Genomic DNA, 22,263 nt, shown 5'->3' with positions numbered 1-22,263 from the left:
TCAGCCGTAGTCGTCGGGGTCCAGGACGGTGCCGCGTTCGAATTCGGTGGCGAAGGCGTCCTCGCCCAGGGCGGTCCTTGCCCTGGTGGTGATCCGGTCGACGTCGCCGCGTTCGGCGGCGGGTAGCGGCGCTCCGGCCGAGCGTCTGGCCGCGTCGGCCGTCCCCAGCAGCCGGGCGGCCTCATCATGGTGTCCCATGAGGGTCTGCGCGCCGGCCAGCCCCTCCAGGGCGAGCGCGACCGCCCGGGGGTCGCCGGTGGTGCGCGCGGCGGTGAGGCCGTCCAGGTGGCGCGACAGGGCGGTCTCGGCGTCGCCGCGTTGTTCGGCGACGAAACCCAGCTCGGCGAGGTAGAACGCGTCACCTGCCGCGAAGGCCACGTGCCGGTGCCATTCGAGCAGGCCGTTCAGCAACTCCTCGGCGCGGTCGAGCTCGCCTTCCCTGCGCGCGATGAGGGCCAGGCCGGCTTTGGCGTAGATCTCGCCTCTCTTGTGGTTCCGCTCGGCGGACAGCCGTTCGCACCGTTCGTGGAGTTCGCGCGCCTGCGCGAAGTCACGGGTCAGCAGCGCGATCCGGCCGAGGCCCATGAGCCGCTCGGCGACGTCGGGCCAGAACCGGAGTTCCTCGGCCATGCGCAGTCCGTCGCGCTGCAGCCGGGTGGCCTGCTCGTAGTCGCCGAGGACCTCGGCCAGGTAGGCGAGCGGGCGGATGGTCTGCAACTGACCCCAGCGATCGCCCAGCTCGCGGAACAGCTGCGCGCTCTGCTCGCCGTACTGTCTGAGGCTTTGCAGATTGCCGCGGACCATGGCCTGGTGGGCCGCGGTGCTCAGCGCCGCGGCCGTTCCCCAGCGATCGCCGATCTCGCGGAAGGTCGCCAGCGCCCGGTTCACCAGCTCCTCGCTGGCGGCCAGGTCGCTGAGGCTGGTGTACAGGGCGAAGCCGAGGAACCATTGCGCCCGTGCCCGCTCGCGCGGGTCCTCGATGTCCTCGAACGCCTGCTCGGCCACGCACGTGCGCGCCTGATTGTCGCCATGCCCCTCGACCAGTAGCCACATGCCGGCTCGCCAGGCCCTGGCGGTGGCTTGCAGGGAGGCCGGCACGTCACCGCCGGCGGCCAGCGCCCGCCAGAACGAGTTACAGGCCAGGCCAAGCTGGCCGAGGAGATACAAGCTCCACGCGAGGGTGGTGACCAGTTCAAATGCGCCTGTGCGGTCGCCGCGGCGCACCATGCCGTCCAGTACGCCGCACCAATTGCCGCCCTCGCGGCCCAAGCGATCAAGCCATTCACGCTGATCGTGCCCGCGCAGGTGCGGCTCGGCGCGTTTGACCAGCGTGAGGTAGTAGTGGTGGAAACGTTGCCGTACGCTGTCCAGTTCGCCTGCTTCGCGCAGGCGTTCGCGTCCGTAGTCGGCGACCGTCTCCAGCAGGTGGTAGCGGGGGCCGTCGGCGTTCTCGGTCATGACGACCAGGGAGCGGTCGACCAGGCGGGCCAGCACGGCCAAGACGTCCTCGGCGCTCATCCCATCGCCTGAGCACACTGCCTCGGCGGCCGGGAGAGTGCAGCCTCCGCCCTGTATGGCAAGGCGGCGCAGCACGATGCGCTCGGACGTGCTGAGCAGGTCCCAGCTCCAGTCGATCATCGCTCGCAGGGTCTGCTGGCGTGCCGGTGCGCCCCTGCGGCCCGTGGCGAGTGTCCTGAATCGGTCGTCGAGGCGCCGTACCAGCTCGTGCAGGCCCAGCGCCGGCACGCGGGTGGCCGCCAGTTCGAGGGCCAGCGGGATCCCGTCCAGCCGCCGGCACAACTCGGCGACGTCCGCGGCGTTGCCCGCATCGAGGGTGAAATGCGGCAGGGCGGCGGCAGTACGTTGCACGAACAGCTGCACGGCGCCGGCCTGCGCCAGCACCGCAGGATCCGAGCCCGCCGAAGGATCGGGCAGCGCCAGCGCCGGCACCGGCCAGATCGCCTCACCGGACACAGCGAGGGGTTCCTGGCTGGTGGCCAGGATGCGCAATCCCGGCACCATCCTCAGCAACCGCTCCGCCAGCTTGGCCGCCGGTTCGATGACATGCTCACAGTCGTCCAGAACGAGCAGCAGTCGCCTGGTGCGCAGCAGGTCGATGAGCAACTCGCTCGACGCCAGGGGCAGCCCGTCCGAGGTGTCATCACGGAAGCCCAGGACAGCCGAGATGATCCGGGACAGCTCCTCCACCCCCTGTGGCGGATCATCGGGCTTGATGCATTCGGACTCTCCCTCGCCGTGCCCGGTGAGATCGACGAGCCAGACGCCGTCGGGATAGTCCTCGGCCATTCGGCCGGCCGTCTCCAGGGCCAGCCGGGTTTTGCCCACCCCGCCGGGTCCGGTGAGCGTCACCAGCCGGGCCGTGCCCAGCAGGGATCGGACGTCGTCGACCGCCTGCGCCCTGCCCACCAGGCCGGTGAGCGGGGCGGGCAGGTTCGTGCGAGGAAGAGCCACGGGTGAAAGCGGCGGGCTCAGCGCCGGGTCCTGCTCCAGGATCGCCTGGTGCAGGGCGACCAGCTCCGGGCAGGGGTCCAGGCCCAGCTCCTCGGCCAGCCGCTCACGCAGCTCGCCGTAGCCCGCCAGGGCGTCGCTCTGCCGCCCGGCGCGATAGAGCGCGCGCATCTGCACGCCACGCAGCCGCTCCCGCAGCGGATACCGGGCCACCAGATCGCCCAGCTCGCCGACCAGCAGGTCGTACTCGCCCAGCTCCAGCCGGGCCTCGGCCTGGGTCTCGACCGCGGCCAGCCGTTGTTCCTCCAGTCGATGAGCGGCCGGCCGGGCGAAATCCTCCTCACTGAAGTCGGCGAACGCGGGTCCGCGCCACAACGCCAGCGCATCGGCCAGCAACGCCGCCCTCGTACGCGGATCCTCGACCTCCTGCGCCCGCGAGGCCAGCTCGGCGAACCTGTCGGCGTCCATCGCCCCGGGATCGATCCTGAGCAGGTATCCCGGCGGGTGGGTGGCCACCAGCTCGCCCCCGCCCGCCTCGGCCTGTTCCAGCGCGTGCCGTAGCCGGGACACCTTCAGCTGCAGCGTGCTGGTGGGGTTGGCCGGCAGGTCGGCTCCCCACAGATCGTCGATCAGCCGGTCCGCCGACACCGGCTTCCCCTGGTGCGCGAGCAGATCGGCCAGCAACGCGCGAACCTTGGTCTCCGGGACCGGCACCGGCTTGCCCGCCGCCGTCCACACCAGAACCCGGCCGAGCACCCCGAAGCGCATAACCCCAGGTTAACGCCGCAATCGACAGCCATCCGACAGCGGACACGGCCAGAGCGACAGCGGCCCGACAAGCCGAACCGGCAGGTTGGAGACGTCAACCGGCGAAGTATGCGCTCGCCGCAGGAATCTGAAGGGTAATGACCAGGTGAAGAAGCACGCGGTGATGGCACATCCGCATCATGCGTCGGCGATCGTTACCGGCCCGCTGAACTCGATGCTCGGGTGGCCCCATTACGCCTCCAGCCCCGATGACCTCGCTGGTCTCAGCCGCGTCAGCGATGCCCTGCCGCACCGGGACGAGTCCGCGCACTTCGCGCAGGCGGCCCACGGCTCTCTGGGACGGACGGATCCGGACCGGGCGCGTGAGCGGACGCGGCAGTTCGCGGCCGACGCCTCGCACGAGATGCGTACCCCGCTGGCCGGACTGCGCGCCCAGCTGGAGGAGGCCCAGCTGCACCCTGACCAGACCGATCTCCCCGAACTGGTCAAGCGCGCCCTGCGGGACGTCGACAGACTCGATGCGATCATCTCCGACCTGCTCCTGCTGGCCAGGGTGGAGGCGTGCGCACCTGAGGAGCGGGAGCCGGTGGATCTGGCCGAGCTGGTCCGGGCCGAGGTCTCCCGGCGGTCGGACGGTGCCGAGATCCGCGTGCGGGTCGAGGGCGGGGTGACGGTCAGCGCCGTGCGCACCCATGTGAACCGGTTGCTGGCCAACCTGCTCGACAACGCACAACGGCATGCCCAGCACTCGGTCCACGTCCAGGTACGCCGCGATGGCGATCAGGTCGAACTGGCCGTCGCGGACGACGGAACGGGCATCCCCGAGGCCGACCGCGAACGCGTCTTCGACCGGTTCGTCCGGCTGGACGGCGCGCGGTGCCGCGACCGTGGCGGCACCGGCCTGGGCCTGGCGATCGCCCGCGACATCGCCCTGGCGCATCAGGGCACCCTCCAGGTCGAGGATTCGCCCATCGGCGGCGCCCGGTTCGTGCTCCGGCTACCAGCGGACTAGCCGATCTTCGCGCGCCCGCCGGTGCGGGGCATCGCTTAGACTTTCTTAATGCAAGTCAGGATCGAACGGAGTACGCCGTGAAGACCCAGCCGTCCATCCCCTGCCCGATCGGGCGTGCCGTAGGCGTGCTGGGGGAGCGGTGGACGCTGCTCATCCTGCGCAACGCCAACCTGGGCATGACCCGCTTCGACGCCTTCCGGGCCGAGTTGGGCATCGCCGACAACATCCTGGCCAACCGGCTCGCTCGCTTGGTGGAGGCCGGGCTGCTCGTCCGGGTGCCCTATCGGGACGGCGGGCGTACCCGCCAGGAATACCGCCTCACCGCGGCGGGCGCCGACGTGCTCCCGGTGCTGCGCGCGCTCGCCGTCTGGGGGCAGGAGCACACCGAGCCGTACGAGCCCACCGAGCCCATGCAGGTGATCCACCTGCTGTGCGGTCAGGCCACCGCCCCCGGCGACATCTGCGGCCATTGCGGACAGCCGATCCGCCGCACAGAGGAGGCATGGCTGCGGCCGTGGCGCTCCGACGAGCCGTACCCCCTGGCTGAGCCCGTTCGACCCTGACGAACTCATGCTCAACAGCGGAGCGGGCTTGGGCGTCAGTTGGCAGTGCGCGAACTACGGTCGGAGCAAAAGCCGATTTCCGGCAAAGCGCCCATGGTTCGCCCGAATGCCCAGCCTGCGCCATCAGCGGATGCGTCCGAGCGACCTGGAGGTGATCCCTATGGTGCGACTGGTTCTCGCCACCCTGCTGTCGCTGACCGGAGCCGCTGCCCCATCCGTCGACACGAGCGCTCCTAGGTTGGTCACCGCATTCCGGCTGAAGCAGGTTTCGAACGCTGTCACGACCACCCCCGACGGGAGAACGTTCATCGGCTTCCCCCATATGCAGGGTGAGAGCGGGATGAGCGTGGCCGAGGCCGGTGCGGGTCACACGCTGCGGCCGTATCCGGACGCCGCCTGGAACGACTGGTCTACCGGCAAGAACGCCGGTCAGGCGTTCGTACGCGTCAACGCGCTGCGCATCGGCCCGGACGGCGACTTGTGGGTCGTCGACACGGGGGTGCCGGGTTTCGGCAAGCCCCTCGTCCCCGGAGGGTCGAAGGTCGTGGTGATCGACGTGCACACCGACAAGGTGCGCCGCGTCTACCCGCTGGGCGGCGTCAGCAACGCCACGAGCTACATCAACGACATCCGCTTCCACGGCCGCCGCGCCTACATCACCGACGCGGGCAAGCCGGGCGCCCTCATCGTGCTCGACCTGGACACCGGCGCGGCCCGGCGGGTACTCGACGACGACCCTTCGACGACGGCGCGGCGCGCCATCCGGGCCGAGGGGAAGACCCTGATCGGGCCGGACGGCAAGCAGGTGGTTATCAACGCCAACCAGCTCGAAGTCTCCCCTGACGGCGCATACCTGTACTTCCAGCCTCTCTCCGGCCCGCTCTACCGGGTACGCACCCGCTGGCTGGACGATCAGGCCCTGTCGCCGCGGCAACTGTCCGGCCGGGTCGAGCGCTGGGTCGACACCCCGTCCACCGGGGGCACCGCGATCGACGCCGACGGGAACATCTACCTCAGCGACGTCGACAATCTCCGCATCCTGAAGATCTCCCCCGAACGGCACATCACCACGGTGATCCAGGACGGGCGGCTGCTGTGGCCCGACGCGTTGTGGATCGACAACAGCGGCTACCTCTGGATTCCCATCGCCCAGAACAACCGCATCGCGCAGTTCCAGGGCGGGCGGTCCCGTGTGGTGCTGCCCGCCCACATCTACAAGCTGAAGATCGACGCGCGGCCCGCGCTCACGGGTCGTCGAGCTGCAGCTCCGCGATCCTGAGGAAGCCGGTCGAGGTGCCCGGAGCCGGGCTGGTCAGGTCCAGGCGGATCTCCGGTGCGCGGACCGGGTCGAAGGTGAGCGTGGTCGGCTGGTTGGATTCGGTGGCCCGGTCGATCCGGAGGTTCTGGACGGGGACGTACTTCTTGCCGTTCCAGTAGCTGACGGCCAGGGTCGCGGGCAGGGCGGTGGCGGCGTTCAGGGTGAAGTAGGCGCGCAGCCGTCCGACGCTCGGGGCGCCGGGCAGCGAGACGGACACCCACTCCGACGCGTGGGCCCGGCTGATGGCCGGGAGCAGCGCGGTGGCGGACTTGTTGTAGAAGTTGGACCAGCCGGTGGCCAGGTCGCCGTCCAGCATGGCGGCGGGCAGGGTGTTCGGCGCGCCGGAGTAGCTCGCGTCCGCGAGTGGCTGCTGGCCGGGTGGTTGCGCCGGCGGCTGGTAGGGGTCGGCGATGACGGGCGCCGTCCCGGGTACGGGCGTCGCGGCGAGGGTGACCTTGGCGGGGCGCAGCCCGGGGGAGGTGGCCGTGACGGTGATCGGGCCGGGCCGGTGGGTCGACTGCACGATCGCCAGAGCCTTGCCGTTGAACGCCTGCCTGGACGGCGCCTTGTAGTTCTCCGCGCTTTCCTGCCGCCCGTTGTCCAGACCGGCCAGGGTGCCGCCGCCGACCTTGAACGTGATCGTGTCGTCCGCGCTCGGGACGGTGACGCCGCGATCGTCCACGACCTCGGCGGTGACGAACGACAACGACCTGCCGTCGGCCGCGATCACCTTCTTGTCGGGAGTCAGCCGCACCGCCCGGGGCGCGCCCGCCGTCGTCAGCTCGTCGGTCGCGACCACCTTGCCGTTCCTGACGGCCTTGGCGACCAGCCGCCCGGGCGCGAACGGGACGTTCCACGTCAGGTGCAGCTTGCCGGCGCTGCCGTTGGGGCTGGTGTAGCTGCCGGGGTACGGGCCGGCGGTGACGGTCTTGTCGTCCCCGGTGGCCTCGGTGGTCTCGAGGTACGGCGTCCCGCCGGTCGCGGTCTTATGGTCGAACGTCCGCACCCCCAGCGACTTGCCGTCGAGGAACAACTCCACCTTCTCGACGTTGGCGTACGCCCACACCTGGACGGGTTCGCCGGGCTCGTGGTCGGTCCAGTTCATCGGCAGCAGGTGCACCATCGGCTCGGCCGTCCACTGGCTCCTGAACAGCCAGTACATGTCCTTGGGGAACCCCGCGGTGTCGACGGCGCCGAAGAACGAGGCCTTCACCGGGAACACGTTGTACGGCGTCGGTTCCCCCAGATAGTCGATCCCGGACCACAGGAACTGCCCGGCGAAGAAGGGCCGGTCGCGGTCCTTCTTCAGGCCGTACTCGCCGCTCATCGTCCACGAGGCCAGGTTGTTGTCGTAGGAGGACGTGCCGCGTTTGCCCGGGGTGTGGTTCTCGCCCGTGTTGAGCTGGTCGGGATCCTGGTAGACGCCGCGGGTCGAGGTCTCCGACGACGATTCGGACTCGAAGAAGAACTTCGCCGGGTAGCGGGCGTGCAGCGCGTCGACGGACACGGCCGTGTTGTAGTTCAGGCCCATGCCGTCCAGCAGGTTGAGGATCTGGTCCTGGGCCGAGCCGGGCGCGGGCACGCTGCGGTAGCGGTCCGAGCCCATGACGATCGGGCGGGTGGTGTCGATCGACTTCACGTCGGCGATCAGTCGCTGCGCGATCGGCACGCCGACGGCGACGTTCGTGGTGTCGGGGATCTCGTTGCCGATCGACCACAACACGACGGCGGGGGAGTTCTTGGCGGCGTGCACCATCTCCTTCACGTCGGCGTCGCTGTTGGCGTCGAAGAAGCGGGCGTAGTCGTAGCGGACCTTGGGCGTGCGCCAGGTGTCGAACGCCTCGACCATCATCAGGATGCCGAGCCGCTGGCAGACGTCGATCACCTCGGGCGACGGCGGGTTGTGCGAGGTGCGCAGGGCGTTCACACCCATGCTCTTCATGATCGTCATCTGGCGGACGAAGGCGTCCCGGTTGGTCGCCGCCCCCAGAGCCCCGAGATCGTGGTGCAGATCGACGCCGCGCAGCTTGGCGGGCTTGCCGTTGAGCGAGAAGCCGGTGCCGGGGTCGAACTCGAACCACCGTACGCCGAAGGTCGTCGTGGTCGTGTCCACCGTGCGGCCACCCGTCCGTACGTCGGTCCGCAGCGTGTACAGGTACGGGCTCTCCGTGGACCAGAGGCGGGGACGGTCGAGCCGGAGGTCGTCGGCGCCCGGCGGGCCACCGGCCGTGGCGGGCGATCGGTGCGTGGCGACGGCCCGGCCGCCGGCGTCGCGGATCGTGGACACCACTTCGACCGGCTGGGAGTCGCCGGCCACCGAGGTCTCCACGTGTACGGTCGCGTAGCCCTGGGCGTAGGTGGTCTGGAGGCCGGGCGTGGTGACGTACACGCCGTGGCGGGCCACGCGTACGGGGTCGGTGACCACGAGGTGGACGTGGCGGTAGATGCCGCTGCCGGAGTACCACCGGCTGCTGGGCAGCTGATTCTGCACCTTCACGGCCAGGACGTCCGCCGTCCTGCCGTCGGTGTGCGCCAGATCGGTGAGGTCGACGTCGAACCCGGTGTAACCGTAGGGGTGGCTCTCCAGGAGTTGCCCGTTCAGATAGACGTGGGAGTCCATGTAGACGCCGTCGAACTCGACCGAGATCCGCTTTCCCGCCATCGACGCGGGGAGGGTGAACGTCTTGCGGTACCAGCCCAGGCCGCCCTGCAGGAACCCGGTCCCGCTGTTGGTGCCCCCGGACGCCGTCGGGTCGAGCTCGATGCTCCAGTCATGCGGCAGGTCGACCTTCCGCCACTGGGAGTCGTCGTAGCCCGGCAGGTGCGCCTCGGCGTAGGCGCCGGTCGGGTCGGTGATGCCGGCCGGGTTGGCCAGGGCGAATCTCCAGCCCCGGTCGAAGTCCTGGATCCGGGGGACCGTCTCGCGTCCCTGAGCCGGCTGCGCACCTGCGGAGAGCAGGGAGAGCACAACCGCCAGAGCGGCCAGGACCCTGTTGGTTGGCGTTGCGAACATAGGTCATCGCCGCCCAGAGCTCGACAATACTCACCAGAAAACGGCACTCTCGAACAGATCTCCGCCATCGTGACTCTCGATCATCGGGCTGTCAATCGGTGATGGGCGTTCGACTGCGCATCATGCGTGCGTGGCAGGCGTTGGTAAATTGAAGTGGAGGTTCAGTCCAATTTGTGCGGTCCGGCGAGGACCGTGTTCGCCCAGCTCCTGGCATCTGTCGAAAGGACGAGCCCGCACATGACTGCCAACAAGATCTGGTTCATCACCGGCACCTCGCGCGGCTTCGGCCGCGAATGGGCCATCGCCGCACTGGAGCGCGGCGACAAGGTGGCCGCCACGGCCCGGGACACCAAGTCCCTGGCCGACCTGACCGCCAAGTACGGTGACGCGCTGCTGGCCCTGCCCCTGGACGTCACCGACCGCGCCGCGGTCTTCGACGCCGTCGCCCGGACCCACGACCGCTTCGGCCGCCTGGACGTGGTGGTCAACAACGCCGGCTACGGCCAGTTCGGCATGATCGAGGAGGTCTCCGAGGAGCAGGCCCGCGCGCAGATCGACACGAACCTGTTCGGCGCGCTGTGGGTCACCCAGGCGGCGCTGCCGTACCTGCGCGACCAGGGCAGCGGCCACATCATCCAGGTCTCCTCGATCGGCGGCGTCTCCGCCTTCGCCAACGTCGGCTGGTACAACGCCTCCAAATGGGCGCTGGAAGGCTTCAGCCAGGCGCTGGCCATCGAGGTGGCCGACTTCGGCATCCACGTGACCCTGGTCGAGCCGACCGGATACGCCACCGACTGGGCCGGCTCCTCGGCCGTGCACGCCACCCCGCTGCCCGCCTACGAGGGGGTCCGCGCCAAGGCCGCCGGGCAGCGGGCCAAGCGGGTGCCCGACCCCGGTCATCCCGAGGCCACCCGCGAGGCGATACTCAAGGTCGTCGACGCCGAGCGGCCGCCGCTGCGGATCTTCTTCGGCGACGGGCCGCTCGCCATCGCCACCGCCGACTACGAGCAGCGCCTGGAGACGTGGCGGGCCTGGGAGCCGGTCTCCGTCGCCGCCCACGGCGGGAACACCTGACCCGCCGCGCCGCCCCGGCCTCGGTGGCCCCGCTACGGACTCATTGCGGGCGCTTTGATCACACATGAACCGATTCTTGAAAGCATGTGGATTAATGACCCGAGCTGGACCAGCCGGGGAGGTGACGCGTGTCCCTGCGTCCCAGCCAGCTATCCGTCCAGGCGCGCCTCACCGTGGCGACCGCCATCCTGTCGCTGATCGCTCTCACGGTCGTCGCCATCGCCGGCGACCTGCTGCTGCGTAACAAGATCGAGCAGGACATCTTCCGCAACACGCAGCGCGCGGCGACCGAGTGGCTCGGGTCGATGGGGGCGACGGCACCGCCGCCGGTGACGACGTCCGGCGTCGACCTGCTCCAGCTCGTGGACGCCAGCGGGCGGGTGGTGTCGGCCAGCGAGGCCGCCGCGGGGCGGCCCCGGCTGAGCAAGATCTGGCCCCCGTCCGAGGACCGGATCCAGAACGGGGTCGAATGCGCCACGGGCCAGTGCGTGATGTTCACCGCCACCAGGCCCTCGCCCCAGGAGGAGGAGCTGCTCTGGGGCGGCTCTTCGCACGTGGTCTACGCGGGAATGGAGCAGCCGCCCATCCTGGGCACGCAGCGGCTGGAGGCATCCCTCGCGGCTGGAGTGTTGTCCCTCACCGCCCTGATGGCCTGGATGGCCTCGTTCCTGATCCGCCGGACGCTGCTCCCGGTGGAGCGGATGCGAGCGAGGGTCGCCGAGATCACGGTGACCGATCTCGGCCTGCGGGTGCCGATCCCGCCCGGCCATGATGCGATCGCGCAGCTCGCCCGTACCGCGAACAAGACCCTGTCGCGCCTGCAGGAGGCCGTCGAACACCAGCGTCGTTTCTCCTCGATGGTCTCGCACGAGCTGCGGACGCCGCTGACGGGCCTGCGCACCCAGCTGGAGGAGGCGCTGATGTATCCCGCCGAGGTGGACCCCCATGCCGCCATCCGGGACGCGTTGTGCACGACGGAACGCTTCCAGGCGATCATCGACGAGATGCTGATGCTGGCCCGCGTCCGCACGTCCACTCCCTCTCGCCTCGAGCCGGTCGGCCTGACCGCTCTGGTACGTGAGGAGGCCGCGAACCGGAAAGCGGGCCCGCCGGTGTGCGTGCGGATCGGTGACGATCTTCACGTCCGCGGGAACCGCGTCCAGCTGGCCGAGGTGCTGACGAACCTCCTGGTCAACGCCCAGCGGCATGCCCGTACCCATGTCGAGGTCAGCGTGGAGCGCTCGTACGGGCACGCTCTGCTCGCCGTGCTCGACGACGGGGAAGGGGTGCCTCCTGAGGACCGCGAGCGGGTGTTCGAACCCTTCGTCCGGTTGCCCTGCGGGCGGGAGCTCGATCCCGAGGGCAGCGGGCTCGGCCTGACCATCTCCCGCGCGATCGCCCACGCCCACCGGGGGAGCCTGAGCATCGAGGACTCGAAGCGGGGCGCCAAGTTCGTGTTGTGCCTGCCGTTGCTGAACGGCGACCGCCAGTAGTCATCGCCAGGACTCTCACCGGGCTGCCGTCGGCTGCGCGGCCCTCGTCGCCCAGCCCAGGTCGCGGCTCTCCCTGGGCAAGGCGACCAAGACCGGCACCAACGGGGACCGGTACAAGATCAACTGCAAGCTGGAGCCGGACGGCGACTCCGGACGGCGCGTCGTGGTGGAGAGCGGCCAGTTCAACCTCTGACAGAGCCGCCGCGCGGGGCGCACGCGACCGGGGCCACGTGCGCCCGCGGTCAGCTTCCCGGGCCGACGTCAGCTGATGTACTGGTAGCCGAACTGGACCTCCAGCCCCGACGCGCCCGCGCTGTTCTGTACTCGTAGCCCGAGCCGCTTGGTCGTGCCGGTGCCGTCGATGGTGAAGGGAGAGGCCAGCGCCGTGCTCTGGATCGTGGTGGTCGCGCCGAGCGCGGTCCCTCCGGCGCTGGCGCCGTCGGCGTCCAGGCGGACGTTGCACGTCCCGGCCTGGAGTTTCCTGGTGACCTTGACGATGCGCAGCCGCTGGCCGTCCACGTACAGGAGGTTGTCGAGGTTGTGCAGGTCGTCGGTGACCGAGCCGTCGATCCTGGCGGTGAGCCAGCCGTCGATCTGTTCGACGCCCTTGTTGCCGACGATGCGGGTCTGACGGGTCTGGGCGGCGGTCACCAGGTAGGCGCCGGTGCGGTTGCCGTTCAGGTCGTTGTTGCTGATGAGGACGTCGGCGGCGTCGGTGACCACGCCGTAGTCCTGCCGGTTGACGCCGTCGCCGGTGAAGCCGCCGATGGCGTTGCCGGTCACCACGACGCGGGTGGCGGTCGACCTGATGTTGATCCCGGCGCCGTCCCGGTAGGCCGCGCCGCCGCCGGGGTAGGAGCCGGCGAATTTCGAGCCCTGGAGGTCGAAGGCGGTGTCGCTGACCACGTCGATGGCCCACTTGCCGTCGGCACCGCCGGCGCCGGTGAGGGTGACGCGGTCGCCGTCCTCCCAGCCGTGCGCGGCGCCGGTCGTCACGCGTACGGCCCCCGAGCCGTTGTCCGCCAGGCCCGCGATCGGCCGGGAGAAGTCGGCGTGCGCCATCCTGCCGTTGTTGCCGATGACACAACCCGTGATCGTGGTACGGGCGGCGGCCACGTCGATGCCGTTGCGCCCGCTGCCGCGGATGACGCAGCCGGAGAAGGTGGCGGTGCCGGTGAACTTCGGCCCGATTCGGACGTTGTCGTCGGCGCCGTCGCAGGAGACGTACGTGTTGGCCATCTGCAGTTGCGCGCCCGCCTCCAGCAGGACGGGCACGCCGTGGCCGTTCTCGAAGCCGCCGCCCTCGAAGTAGACGAACTTGGGCAACGACTCGCTGCCCGTGGTGTTGCGCATCCACAACCCGTGCCGGCCGAACAGGATGGCCGTGGCGAAGAACTTGAGCGAGCCGCCGAGCCCGTCCACGACGACGTTGTCGGTGACGTGGTTGCCGCTCCCGGCCGCGATCCCGCACTGCACGAACTCGATCGGGTCGGCGCGGGTGTCGTCGCCGGCGCCGTTGAGCAGGATGACCTGGTCGCCCTTGAAGGTGTTCCACACGCAGTTCTGGAACCTGATGGTGTTGCAGGCGCGCAGGATGATCCCGTTGTGGCCGTCGCGGAACCTGGCGTTGGTGAAGGCGATCATGTAGTTGCCGTCTTCGGTGTTCGGCCCGGCGCGCTCGGTCCGCACCATGGCGCCGCCGGTCACGCCGACGCCGCGCATCTGCAGGTTGCGGAACCCGCCGCCGTGCACCCCGGTCAGCACGAACCCGTCGGCCGCGCCCGTCTCCAGCAGCAACTGCGTGCCGTGCTCCAGGCTGTCGGTGTGCCCCGCGCCGTCGAAGGTGACGGGCACCCGCTTGACGGAGATCGCCTTCTTGATGAGCACCTTGCCGGGCCCGATCTCGATGGTCCCGCCGCTCGGCAGTGCGTCCACCGCACCCTGCACCCGTGCGGTGTCGTCCTCGGCGCCGGTGCCCCGCCAACCGAACCAGGCCAGGTCCACCCTGGCCGCCACCGGCCGCCGCCACCGCCCCGTGGCCACGCCGGAGACGGCGAAGACGGTGCCGCCGTCGTCGGGCGCCGTACTGGCGGCGTCCCAGAACAGGTCGCCGCCGCCGCGCCCGGGCGTGTCGGCGTGGTAGCCGAGCAGGCGCACCTGGTCGCCCGCCGCGCCGGCGGCGCCGCGCAGCTCCTGGACGCTCGCGATGTCCCGGGTGTCGCGCCTGGCTGCCTGCGCCGGGGTGACGGTCAGCGCCAGCGCCGCGCCGCCCGCGCCTAACACCGACAGAACCCGCCGACGGTCTTCGTTGATCTTCATGTTCAACCTTTCACCGCGCCGATGAGGATGCCCTTGGCAAAGTGCTTCTGGAGGAACGGATAGACGATCGCGATGGGAACCAGGCTGAGCACCAGGATCGCCATCTGCATGGACTGGGCCGGAGGCATGAAGCCGCCCGACAGGTCGGCCGCGTCGACGCCGAGCGAGCTGTTGTCCACCACGTACGTGCGCAGCACCAGCTGCAGCGGCCACTTCTCCGTGTCGTTGAGGTAGAGCATGGCGTTGAAGAACGCGTTCCAGTACGACACCGCGCTGAACAACCCGACCACCGCGATGACCGCCTTCGACAGCGGCAACACCACCCGCAGCAGGATGCGCAGCTCGCCCGCGCCGTCGATGCGGGCCGCGTCGACCAGCTCACCGGGGATCTCCTGGAAGAACGCCCGCATGATGATGATCTGGAACGCGTTGGCCAGCCCCGGCAAGATCAGCGACCAGTACGAGTCCAGCAACCCGAGCTGCTTGACCGTCAGGTACATCGGGATCATGCCGGGCGCGAACAGCAGCGTGAACAGCACGGTCAGCAGGATCGGCCGGTGCAGCAGCGAGCCGGGCCGGCTCAGCGAGTACGCCAGCAACGTGATGCACGCCAGCGACAGCAGCGTCCCGACGACCGTGACGCCGACCGACACCAGCAACGCGCGGGTGACCACGCCGCCGGCCAGGATGGCCCGGTAGGCGTCGAGGTTCGGGTCGCTCGGCCAGAGCACGTAGCCGCCGGTCGCGGTGACCTGCTCCTGGGAGGCCAGGCTGGTGGAGAACACCGCCAGGAAGGGCAGGACCACCACCGCGCAACACGCGGCCACGATCACACCTTTGACAGCACGGATGATCATTTGGAGTAGAGTCCTCTCTCTCCCAGCAGGTGCGCGACCTTGTTGGCGCCGAACACCAGCACCAGCCCGACCATCCCCTTGACCAGGCCGACCGCCGCGGCCACGCCCCAGTTGCCGCCGGCCACGCCGTAGGTGTAGACGTACGTGTCCAGCACCTCCGACACCTCGGCGCCGACCGTGTTCTGCTGCAGCAGGATCTGCTCGAACCCGAAGGCCAGCACGTCGCCGAGCTTGAGGATGAGCATCAGCACGATCACGCCGCGGATGCTCGGCAGGGTCACGTGCCAGAGCTGGCGCATCCGGGAGGCGCCGTCCATCGCGCTGGCCTCGTAGAGCGCCGAGTCCACCCGGGAGAGCGCGGCCAGGAAGATGATGGTGCCCCAGCCGGCGTCCTTCCAGATCACCTGGGAGGTGATCAGCGCCAGGAACAGGTCGGGGTTGCCGAGCAGCGGCAGCGTCGCCAGGTCGTGGGAGCGCAGGAACGTGTTCAGCAGCCCCGCATTGCCCAGCATGTGCTGAAATATCGCGACTACGACCACCCAGGACATGAAGTGCGGGAGATACAGGATCGACTGGGCCAGGCGTTTGATCCGCTCGCTCACCAGCGAGTTCAGCAGCAACGCGAGCGCGATCGGCACGGGGAAGACGAAGACGATCTGGACCAGCGAGATGATCAGCGTGTTGGTCAGCGCGTTGAGGAACAGTGGATCCCCGTTGAAGATCACCTGGAAGTTGCCGAAGCCGACCCACGGCGCCTCCCAGATGCCGAGGAAGGGCTGGTAGTCCTTGAACGCGATCACGTTGCCGAGCATCGGCACGTAGTGGAACAGCAGGATCACCAGCAGGCCCGGCACGCCGAGCAGCAGCAGGACGCCGTCCCTGCGCAGTCTGGAGGTCTTCCGCGCCCGGTGCGGCGGGCGGGTGGTCAGGCGGGTGGGGGGCGGTTTCACGTCGAGCGCCATCGGTCAGTCGCCCTTGGCCAGCGCGGTCTCGTACTCGCGGCGGATCTGGTCGCCGCCCTGGCGGCGCCAGTTGGCGACGACCTCGTCCCAGTAGCCGACGGGCTTGCGGCCCGACACGATGTCCAGCTCGGCCTGGTCGATGATCTTGGCGAGCGTGCCGTTCTTGTTGACGGCCGTCTCGGAGTAGAGGGCGGCGGCCGGGTTGCGCGCGATGCCGGGCACGACGCGTTCCTGGTAGGCGCGCTGGGCGTGCACGCGCTCCTTGGGGCGGGGGCCGAGCACGTGCGGGGCGTCGGCGACGTACTCCAGGGGGAGTTTGACCTCGGCCGTGCCGAGGCTGGTGGGCTGCGGCTTGCCGTCCTCCATGGTGTAGTGCTCGCCCTCGACGCCGAACTTGCGGAACATGTACTCGGTGGTGCCGAGCGGCGCGGCCAGCCAGTCGGAGATCCGCAGCAGCTTGGCCAGGCGATCCTTGTCGGCCTTCTTGAACGCGGTGATCGCGAAGTAGGGCTGGCCGGCCCGCGCGGGACCGGGCGAGGGGATGGCGCCGACGTCGACCTTGTAGGTGTCGGCGAGGATGTCCCAGGCGGCGTAGCCGTCGGTGTTCAGCGAGATGGTGGCGTTGCCGAACAGGTCGCGCAGGTTGAGCTTGCCGCCGACGGCGTCCGGGTGGAACAGGCCCGCCTTGACCATCTCCGCCGTCTTGGCCAGGGCCTCCTTGCGGGCCTCGACCTCGTGCTCCGAGGTGAACTTGCCGCCTTCCGCGCGCCACATGTTCGGCACGCCGAGCATGGTGCCCACGAAGGTGATGACGCCCTTCGGGCCGCCGAAGGCCCACCGGTTCCTGGCCGGGTCCGTCAGGCCCTTGGCCAGCTCCAGGAACTCGTCGTAGCTCTTGGGCGCGCTGTTCAGGCCGCGCTCTTTGATCACGTCGGCGCGGGAGAACATGATCGTGCCGACGATGGCGCGGGGGATGGGGATGGCGTACACGCCGCCCTGGTAGGCGGTGGCCTGCCACGAGTCGGCCGGGATGTTGGCCAGGAACGGGTAGTTCTTGATCGCGTTACCGGAGACCAGCTCGCTCAGGTCCGCGCACAACCGGGTGAGCACGGCCGAGCGGTTGGCCAGCTTGGCCGAGATCATGATGATGTCCGGCAGGTCGCCGCTGGCGATGATCGTGGACAGCTTGGCGACGTAGTCGGGCTCGGGCGTCATCGTGATGTCGATCGTCGCGCCGAGCCGGGTGTTCAGCTCCTGCCAGAACCGGTTGCCGGCCACGCCGGGCGGCACCGGGTTGAACATGTTGGTCAGCACCTTGACCTCGCCCAGCCCGGCGCCCGGCTTGTCGGAGAAGGCGGTGACCGGCTTGTCCGGGTAGGCGTAGTAGGCGGCCAGCACGCCTTCGGCGGTGGCGGGCAGGTCGGGTTTGCCGACGGTGGACGGGAGGTAGGCGGGCAGGACGGCCTTCCTGCCGCCGCCCTGCGGGCTCGCCTGGGGTGACGGCGAGCCGCACGCTGCCAGCAGGCCGCCCGAGGCGGCCAGCAGAGCGGTGCTCCCGGTGAGATGGAGGAACTTGCGCCTGCTGTGACGCGCGTCAGACATGGCCTTTTTCCTTCCTGTGGGGGTGCTATCTGAGCTTGAGGGTGACCACGTGCCAGGGGTCGATGCGGAGATCGCCGGTCAGCTCGCCCAGCTCGCTCTCGTCGGCCCGGCACAACACGACCCGGCCCGGGTGGTTCGGGCGGATCTCGCCGCCGTGGCCGGACAGGTCCTGGAGGCGGACGAGCAGGCCGGAGCGGTCGCGCGGCTCGCTCACCGTCGCGCTGACCCAGCCGGGCAGCCCGAGGTCGAGCAGGGAGCCGGTACCGGCGTCCAGACGTCGAGGCTCGGTGCCGAACTTGTCCAGCCTGGTCACCTCGGACACCATCGGCGCCGCCCTGACCTCGCGGCCCAGCCGCCCGGCGGCCACCGGGTCGAAGGCGGGCAGGGGGCGGAAGGCGTACCTCAGGGTGAGCGAGCCTTCCTGCTCCGGCGGAGTGTTGGTGGGCCAGTAGTTGTTGAGCACCCACGAGTAGACCGTCCCGCTCGCGGGGTCGAAGTGCTCGGGCCACGCGCCGCGCACGATGTCATCGGCGGTGAACAGCGGCGCGTCGGCCGAGGTCCAGGCCACGGCACCGGCGGGGGAGTCCACGACGACGCCGTACTGGGTGGTGAACCACTCCTGGCAGGCGCCGGGGGCGTGGTCGCGGGCCGGGTCGATCCAGCCCTGCTGCCGGTCGTAGTGGAAGCGCGGCCGCTCGGCGCTGAACGGGAAGGCCACGTAGAGTGCCTCCTTGGCCGGCTCGCGTTCCTTCTCCAGGCGGACGACGACGTCCACGCGGTCGTCGGTGTCCCTGAGCAGGACGTCCACCTCGACGTACGGGAGGCTCGGCGCGCTGCCCACGGCCCGGATCCGCCAGCCGTCGTAGGTGCGGCGCAACCCGATCGGGCGCATGGTCGCCGGGAAGACGTCCAGCTCGGGCGGGTCCGCCTGCGGGCGGCGGCCGTTCAGCGTGCTGCGCGGGGCGGGCGGGTGGTGGTGCGGGTCGCCGCTGTGCTCGGCCCGGGTGAGCGTCGACGGGCCGTTGCGGACGTAGAGCACCTGGCCGAGCGTGCCGTCCAGCAGCCGCCGTCCGGTCGCACGGTGGGTGAGCCGGCGGACGGCGCCGGTGGCGGGATCGAGCTCGGCCTCCCACCGGGCGGTGACCAGCCGCGGCGGCACCGCCTGCCAACCGTCCGCGCCGGTCGCCTGGTTGGCCGTGGTGCGGCCGTTCTCCTCGCCTGGGGACAGGGCGTGCGGGTCGGTGAGTGGGAGCGTCCGGTAGCCGAAGCCGGGCACGTTCGGCATCGTGAGCCGGTAGCGGCGCAGGCCGGCGCAGTCCGACAGCACCTCGCACGGCACGGGAGGCTCTGTCGTCGACTCGAACTCCACCTCCACGTCGCGGTCCCAGCTCAGTGGGTTGTGCACCAGCAGCGTCGGCCCCTGGGTGGTGACCAGCTCGCCGAGCTGGCTCAACGCCCGGCGCCCCTCGTCCAGCGCGGTGCGGTGGGCGGTGTGCACCTGGTGCCGCTTCCAGTCCAGCTGGTCCTCGACCTGCTCGCCGTGGGGGTGCGCGAGCGCGTGCGACCAGGTCCAGGTGTGCTCGGCGCCGAACAGCGCCCCCTCCCACGCCGCGTCCAGCGCCTGCCTGTTGGGCCGGTAGCCCGGCTCCACCTGCGCGACCAGCGCGGCCAGTCCTTCGGCGGCGGGCAGCGCGCTCTGCGCCCGCCGGTGCTCGGCCACCACGGTGGCGCCGGTGCCGACGCCGTCCTCCCAGTAGCTGCCGCCGTCGCCCCGCCACACCGGCAGCCGGTCGGCCAAGGGCCGGACCGCGTCCAGGTATCCCGCCATCGTGGAGACGGCGATCCGCGGGTGGGCGTAGACGGCGTTCCAGCGGGCGGCGAAGCCGGCGTCGCCGTCGGCGAGGTCCTCGTTGTCGGCGTGGGTGCCGATGATCGCCAGGTCGTGCGGCAGGTAGCCGGGCCGCTCGTACCGGGCCAGCAGGCGGCACAGGGAGTGCGCGCCGCCCTCGACGGTCTGCGGGTCGCCGACCATGAACCGCAGTTGCGAGTAGGTGTCGGAGAAGTGGGTGAGCACGCGGGTGCCATCCACGCCCTCCCACATCACCGGGCTCAGCAGGTGTTGCAGGTCGCTGTCGGCGTTGCCGCCGCGGTGGTGGTTCTCGATGCCGACGAAGCCGTCGATGCCCAGCGCGCCCAGGATCGACGGCACGGCCGCGCTGTAGGAGGGCACGTCGGTGAGGTTCGCGTACGTGATCGGCACGCCGTACTCGTCGCGTAGCCGTACCGCGAGGTAGGCGGCGCGGTAGATCTCCTCCAGGGAGGCGACGCCGGACAGGAACAGGCTGTGGAAGGCGTTGACCGAGATCCGGCCGTCGCGCAGGGCCTGCAGCACGCGTTCGGCGTTCTTCGCCGACCTGGTCGCCAGGTACTGGGCGAGGACGAGCGAGCCGTCCACGGAGAAGGCGAAGTCGCCGTCGAGCGCGGCCAGCGCGCGGTCGAGGTTGCGGCTGTGCAGCTCCAGCACCTTGCCCTGGGAGTCGGTGTAGCCGACGTCCAGGTGCACGTGCGGGATGAGGTGCAAGGTCCACTTGCGCGCGGGTGTGAGGGTGAACGTCTCCGGCTCGCCGCCGTCCACCGACACCTCGGCCCGGCCACGGGCTTCCGGTACGGGGAAGCGCACGCGTACCTGACCGAAGTCCCTGGCGGGGAGGTCGAAGGCGTGGGTACGGCCCGCGAGCCGGACGACCGCCCGGCGGGCGGGAGCCGGGACGGTCAGCTCCACCAGCTCGCTGCCGTCGTGCAGGTACAACGGCGTGGCCACCAGCGACATCGTGGAGTGCGGCGCGGCGATGGGCGCCAGCGCGATCGAGCGCCAGGTGATGCCGCTGCCGAAGTGGTGCCCGAACTGCTCGCGGTGCCTGCGTGGCGGCTCGGCCGGTAGGTCCACCGGGCCCGTCGCCGCCGCGCGGTCCAGCGTGGTGATGATCGCGAGCACGTGGTCGCCGGGCGCCAGCAGCGCACCCGGGATCGCGACCTCCAGCGACACCTCGCCCGCGATCGGGCCGTGCCGGTAGACCTCCGAGCGGTCCTCGCGCCGCACCTCCGGGTGGACCAGCCCGCGATGCGCGCCGTCGAGCTCGATCTCCAGGTCCGGGCACGGGCCGTGCCCGGCCGTGAACTCCAGCCGCAGCCCCCACCAGCCCGCCGTCTCCGCGACGTGGACGGGGAGCTCGACCCGGTGCGGCCGCCGGCCCGCCGCCGCGTCGAGCGGTCCTGGCTGGAACGGCGGGTCGGGAATGGTGATCATGTCTGGGGTTCCAGCTGGGGGAGGGAGAGCACGCTGCCGTGCTCCTCCAGAGCGGCCGCGAGCTGCGGATAGTGGTAGTCCTGCACGGCCTGCCCGGTGCGGATCGACTGGGCCGCCAGCTCGCCCGCCGCCTCGCCGAGCATGCCGTAGTCCGGCTCCATCCGGGCCGACAGGAACGCGACGTGGCTGGCGGAGATGCAGACGGGGACGGTGAGGTTCTCGATCCCGGCGCGGGCGGGGAACAGGCACTCGGCGGGGAGCTGGTAGAGGTCGGCGGGCTCGTTGTACTCGGTGCCGCTGGGCCCGCCCTCGCCCGTGATCGTGTGCACGCCCTCGGGGTAGAGCTGCACGATGTGGCAGTCGATGCCGTACTTCCAGCAGCACACCGGGGTCGCCTTGGTGTTGCCCGGGAGGCGCAGGTCGTGCTGGGTGAGGACGTACTGGCCGATCATGCGGCGGCCTTCGCGTACGTAGAGGGCGTGCGGGAAGCCGGGCCCGTACGGGCTGTCGGTGAACTCGTCGCTCGGCAGGCCGAACTCACGCGCGTCCGCGCGGAAGGACTCGGGCAGGGAAGGGTCGTTGGCCAGCCAGTAGAGCATGCCCTGGTGCCAGCGCACGTGCTCGGCGATGACCTCCTCGCGCCGCGCCCACGTGCCGTCGGGGTAGTCCCACGAGGCTCCCGGCAGGTCGAAGCCGATGAACAGGGCCTGATTGGTCTGGTACTTGTCGCCGGGCGGCAGTAGCGCCGTGTGGGTCACGATCTCCGACAACCCGCCGATCCCGCGCCCGCGGACGAGCTGCCCCAGGTGCTGGTAGAGCCGCGGGTCGTAGCCGTCCGGTTTGGGGAAGGGCAGGCGGCCGGCCGCTTTGGAGAGCACGCCGCGGAAGTTGTACGCCTGCGTCTTCGCGTCACCGTCACCGGGCCGCTCCGTGGGGACCGGGCCGACCGGGTAGCCGTGGTTGGTCGAGAACTCGGCACGGCGCAACGCCCGGTCAGGGAGGAAACCGGCGAACGGCTCGTCGTAGCGCGACCTCGGCTCCCGCCCGAATGTGTAGGGCACCCCGGCGGCGGCCATCAGATCACCCTCGTAGGAGGCGTCGATGAAGAACCGCGCCCGCCTGCCGAGCACGGCCTGGATCCGGCGACCCCTTACCTCGACGTCGGCCGCGCCGTGGACGCGGGTGCCGAGCAGCACGTCCGCCTTCGCCTCGGTGAGCAGGCCTTTCGCGACCCGCTCGGCCACCTTCGGCTCGAAGCGGTACTGCGGCTCGGGCGTGCCGTACTCCTGCCCGATCCCGGCGAAGAACCGGTCGCGGGTCAGCCCGGCGAGGGCCTCGATGACGTTCGGCGGATCGCTCTTGACCAGCCCGCCGGCCACGATTCCGCCCACGTGCCCGGTGGGCTCCAGGACCAGGCTGCTCAGCCCGCGCAACCGAAGCCGCAGCGCGGCCATGATCCCGGCCAGCGTCGCCCCGTAGATGATGACGTCGTAGTCCATCAGTGCC

General features: G+C 70.4%; 13 protein-coding genes. 5 read left to right on the top strand and 8 right to left on the bottom strand.

The window, feature by feature from the left end:
- The gene (locus ACFLIM_RS31855) at positions 1-3,237 is read right to left on the bottom strand and encodes a BTAD domain-containing putative transcriptional regulator (RefSeq protein ID WP_393171789.1); all 3,237 of its coding nucleotides are present in this window, start codon (positions 3,235-3,237) and stop codon (positions 1-3) included.
- 163 nt (positions 3,238-3,400) lie between these two features.
- Between ACFLIM_RS31855 and ACFLIM_RS31850 the strand changes: the two genes are divergently transcribed.
- From ACFLIM_RS31850 to ACFLIM_RS31840, 3 genes are all read left to right on the top strand, one after another.
- Entirely contained in the window at positions 3,401-4,249 is an 849-nt protein-coding gene (locus ACFLIM_RS31850) for a sensor histidine kinase (RefSeq protein WP_393171787.1), read from the top strand.
- A gap of 77 nt (positions 4,250-4,326) precedes the next feature.
- On the top strand, positions 4,327-4,812 hold the full coding sequence (locus ACFLIM_RS31845; RefSeq protein WP_393171785.1) for a winged helix-turn-helix transcriptional regulator: 486 nt from the start codon (positions 4,327-4,329) through the stop codon (positions 4,810-4,812).
- Positions 4,813-4,972: 160 nt separating this feature from the next.
- Complete coding sequence (locus ACFLIM_RS31840; RefSeq protein WP_393171783.1) at positions 4,973-6,091, top strand: SMP-30/gluconolactonase/LRE family protein; 1,119 nt, start codon at positions 4,973-4,975, stop codon at positions 6,089-6,091.
- On the opposite strand, the gene ACFLIM_RS31835 is transcribed toward ACFLIM_RS31840, so the two are convergent.
- The gene (locus ACFLIM_RS31835) at positions 6,057-9,143 is read right to left on the bottom strand and encodes a glycoside hydrolase family 2 TIM barrel-domain containing protein (RefSeq protein WP_393171781.1); all 3,087 of its coding nucleotides are present in this window, start codon (positions 9,141-9,143) and stop codon (positions 6,057-6,059) included. The genes ACFLIM_RS31840 and ACFLIM_RS31835 overlap by 35 nt on opposite strands.
- A 237-nt stretch (positions 9,144-9,380) precedes the next feature.
- Here ACFLIM_RS31835 and ACFLIM_RS31830 point away from each other — a divergent pair, with 237 nt between their 5' ends.
- Both ACFLIM_RS31830 and ACFLIM_RS31825 read left to right on the top strand, forming a co-directional pair.
- Positions 9,381-10,217: an SDR family oxidoreductase gene (locus ACFLIM_RS31830; RefSeq protein WP_393171779.1), complete on the top strand. Its 837-nt coding sequence runs from the start codon at positions 9,381-9,383 to the stop codon at positions 10,215-10,217.
- A 128-nt stretch (positions 10,218-10,345) separates the two neighbouring features.
- On the top strand, positions 10,346-11,710 hold the full coding sequence (locus tag ACFLIM_RS31825) for a sensor histidine kinase (protein WP_393171778.1): 1,365 nt from the start codon (positions 10,346-10,348) through the stop codon (positions 11,708-11,710).
- Positions 11,711-11,971: 261 nt separating this feature from the next.
- Here the strand turns inward: ACFLIM_RS31825 and ACFLIM_RS31820 are convergent, their stop codons facing one another.
- The 6 genes from ACFLIM_RS31820 to ACFLIM_RS31795 are packed head-to-tail and all read right to left on the bottom strand — an operon-like array spanning position 11,972 to position 22,256.
- Complete coding sequence (locus ACFLIM_RS31820) at positions 11,972-14,029, bottom strand: hypothetical protein (protein WP_393171776.1); 2,058 nt, start codon at positions 14,027-14,029, stop codon at positions 11,972-11,974.
- A gap of 2 nt (positions 14,030-14,031) precedes the next feature.
- Positions 14,032-14,886 carry a carbohydrate ABC transporter permease gene (locus ACFLIM_RS31815; RefSeq protein WP_393171774.1) on the bottom strand — a complete coding sequence of 285 codons (855 nt, stop codon included), beginning with the start codon at positions 14,884-14,886 and terminating at the stop codon, positions 14,032-14,034.
- The gene (locus tag ACFLIM_RS31810; RefSeq protein WP_393171772.1) at positions 14,883-15,848 is read right to left on the bottom strand and encodes an ABC transporter permease; all 966 of its coding nucleotides are present in this window, start codon (positions 15,846-15,848) and stop codon (positions 14,883-14,885) included. Before ACFLIM_RS31810 ends, ACFLIM_RS31815 begins: the two co-directional genes overlap by 4 nt.
- A 3-nt stretch (positions 15,849-15,851) precedes the next feature.
- On the bottom strand, positions 15,852-17,450 hold the full coding sequence (locus ACFLIM_RS31805; RefSeq protein WP_393171770.1) for an extracellular solute-binding protein: 1,599 nt from the start codon (positions 17,448-17,450) through the stop codon (positions 15,852-15,854).
- A 25-nt stretch (positions 17,451-17,475) separates the two neighbouring features.
- Positions 17,476-20,757, bottom strand: a complete 3,282-nt coding sequence (locus ACFLIM_RS31800) for a glycoside hydrolase family 38 N-terminal domain-containing protein (protein ID WP_393171768.1) — start codon at positions 20,755-20,757, stop codon at positions 17,476-17,478.
- A complete protein-coding gene (locus tag ACFLIM_RS31795) occupies positions 20,754-22,256 on the bottom strand; it encodes an FAD-dependent oxidoreductase (RefSeq protein WP_393171766.1) in 1,503 nt (500 codons plus the stop codon). The genes ACFLIM_RS31800 and ACFLIM_RS31795 overlap by 4 nt, the downstream gene beginning before the upstream one ends.
- Positions 22,257-22,263 lie beyond the last annotated feature (7 nt).

This window comes from Nonomuraea marmarensis (genome assembly GCF_043197025.1).
GTDB classification, from domain to species: domain Bacteria; phylum Actinomycetota; class Actinomycetes; order Streptosporangiales; family Streptosporangiaceae; genus Nonomuraea; species Nonomuraea marmarensis.
This window is presented reverse-complemented; position numbering and strand designations above follow the sequence as displayed.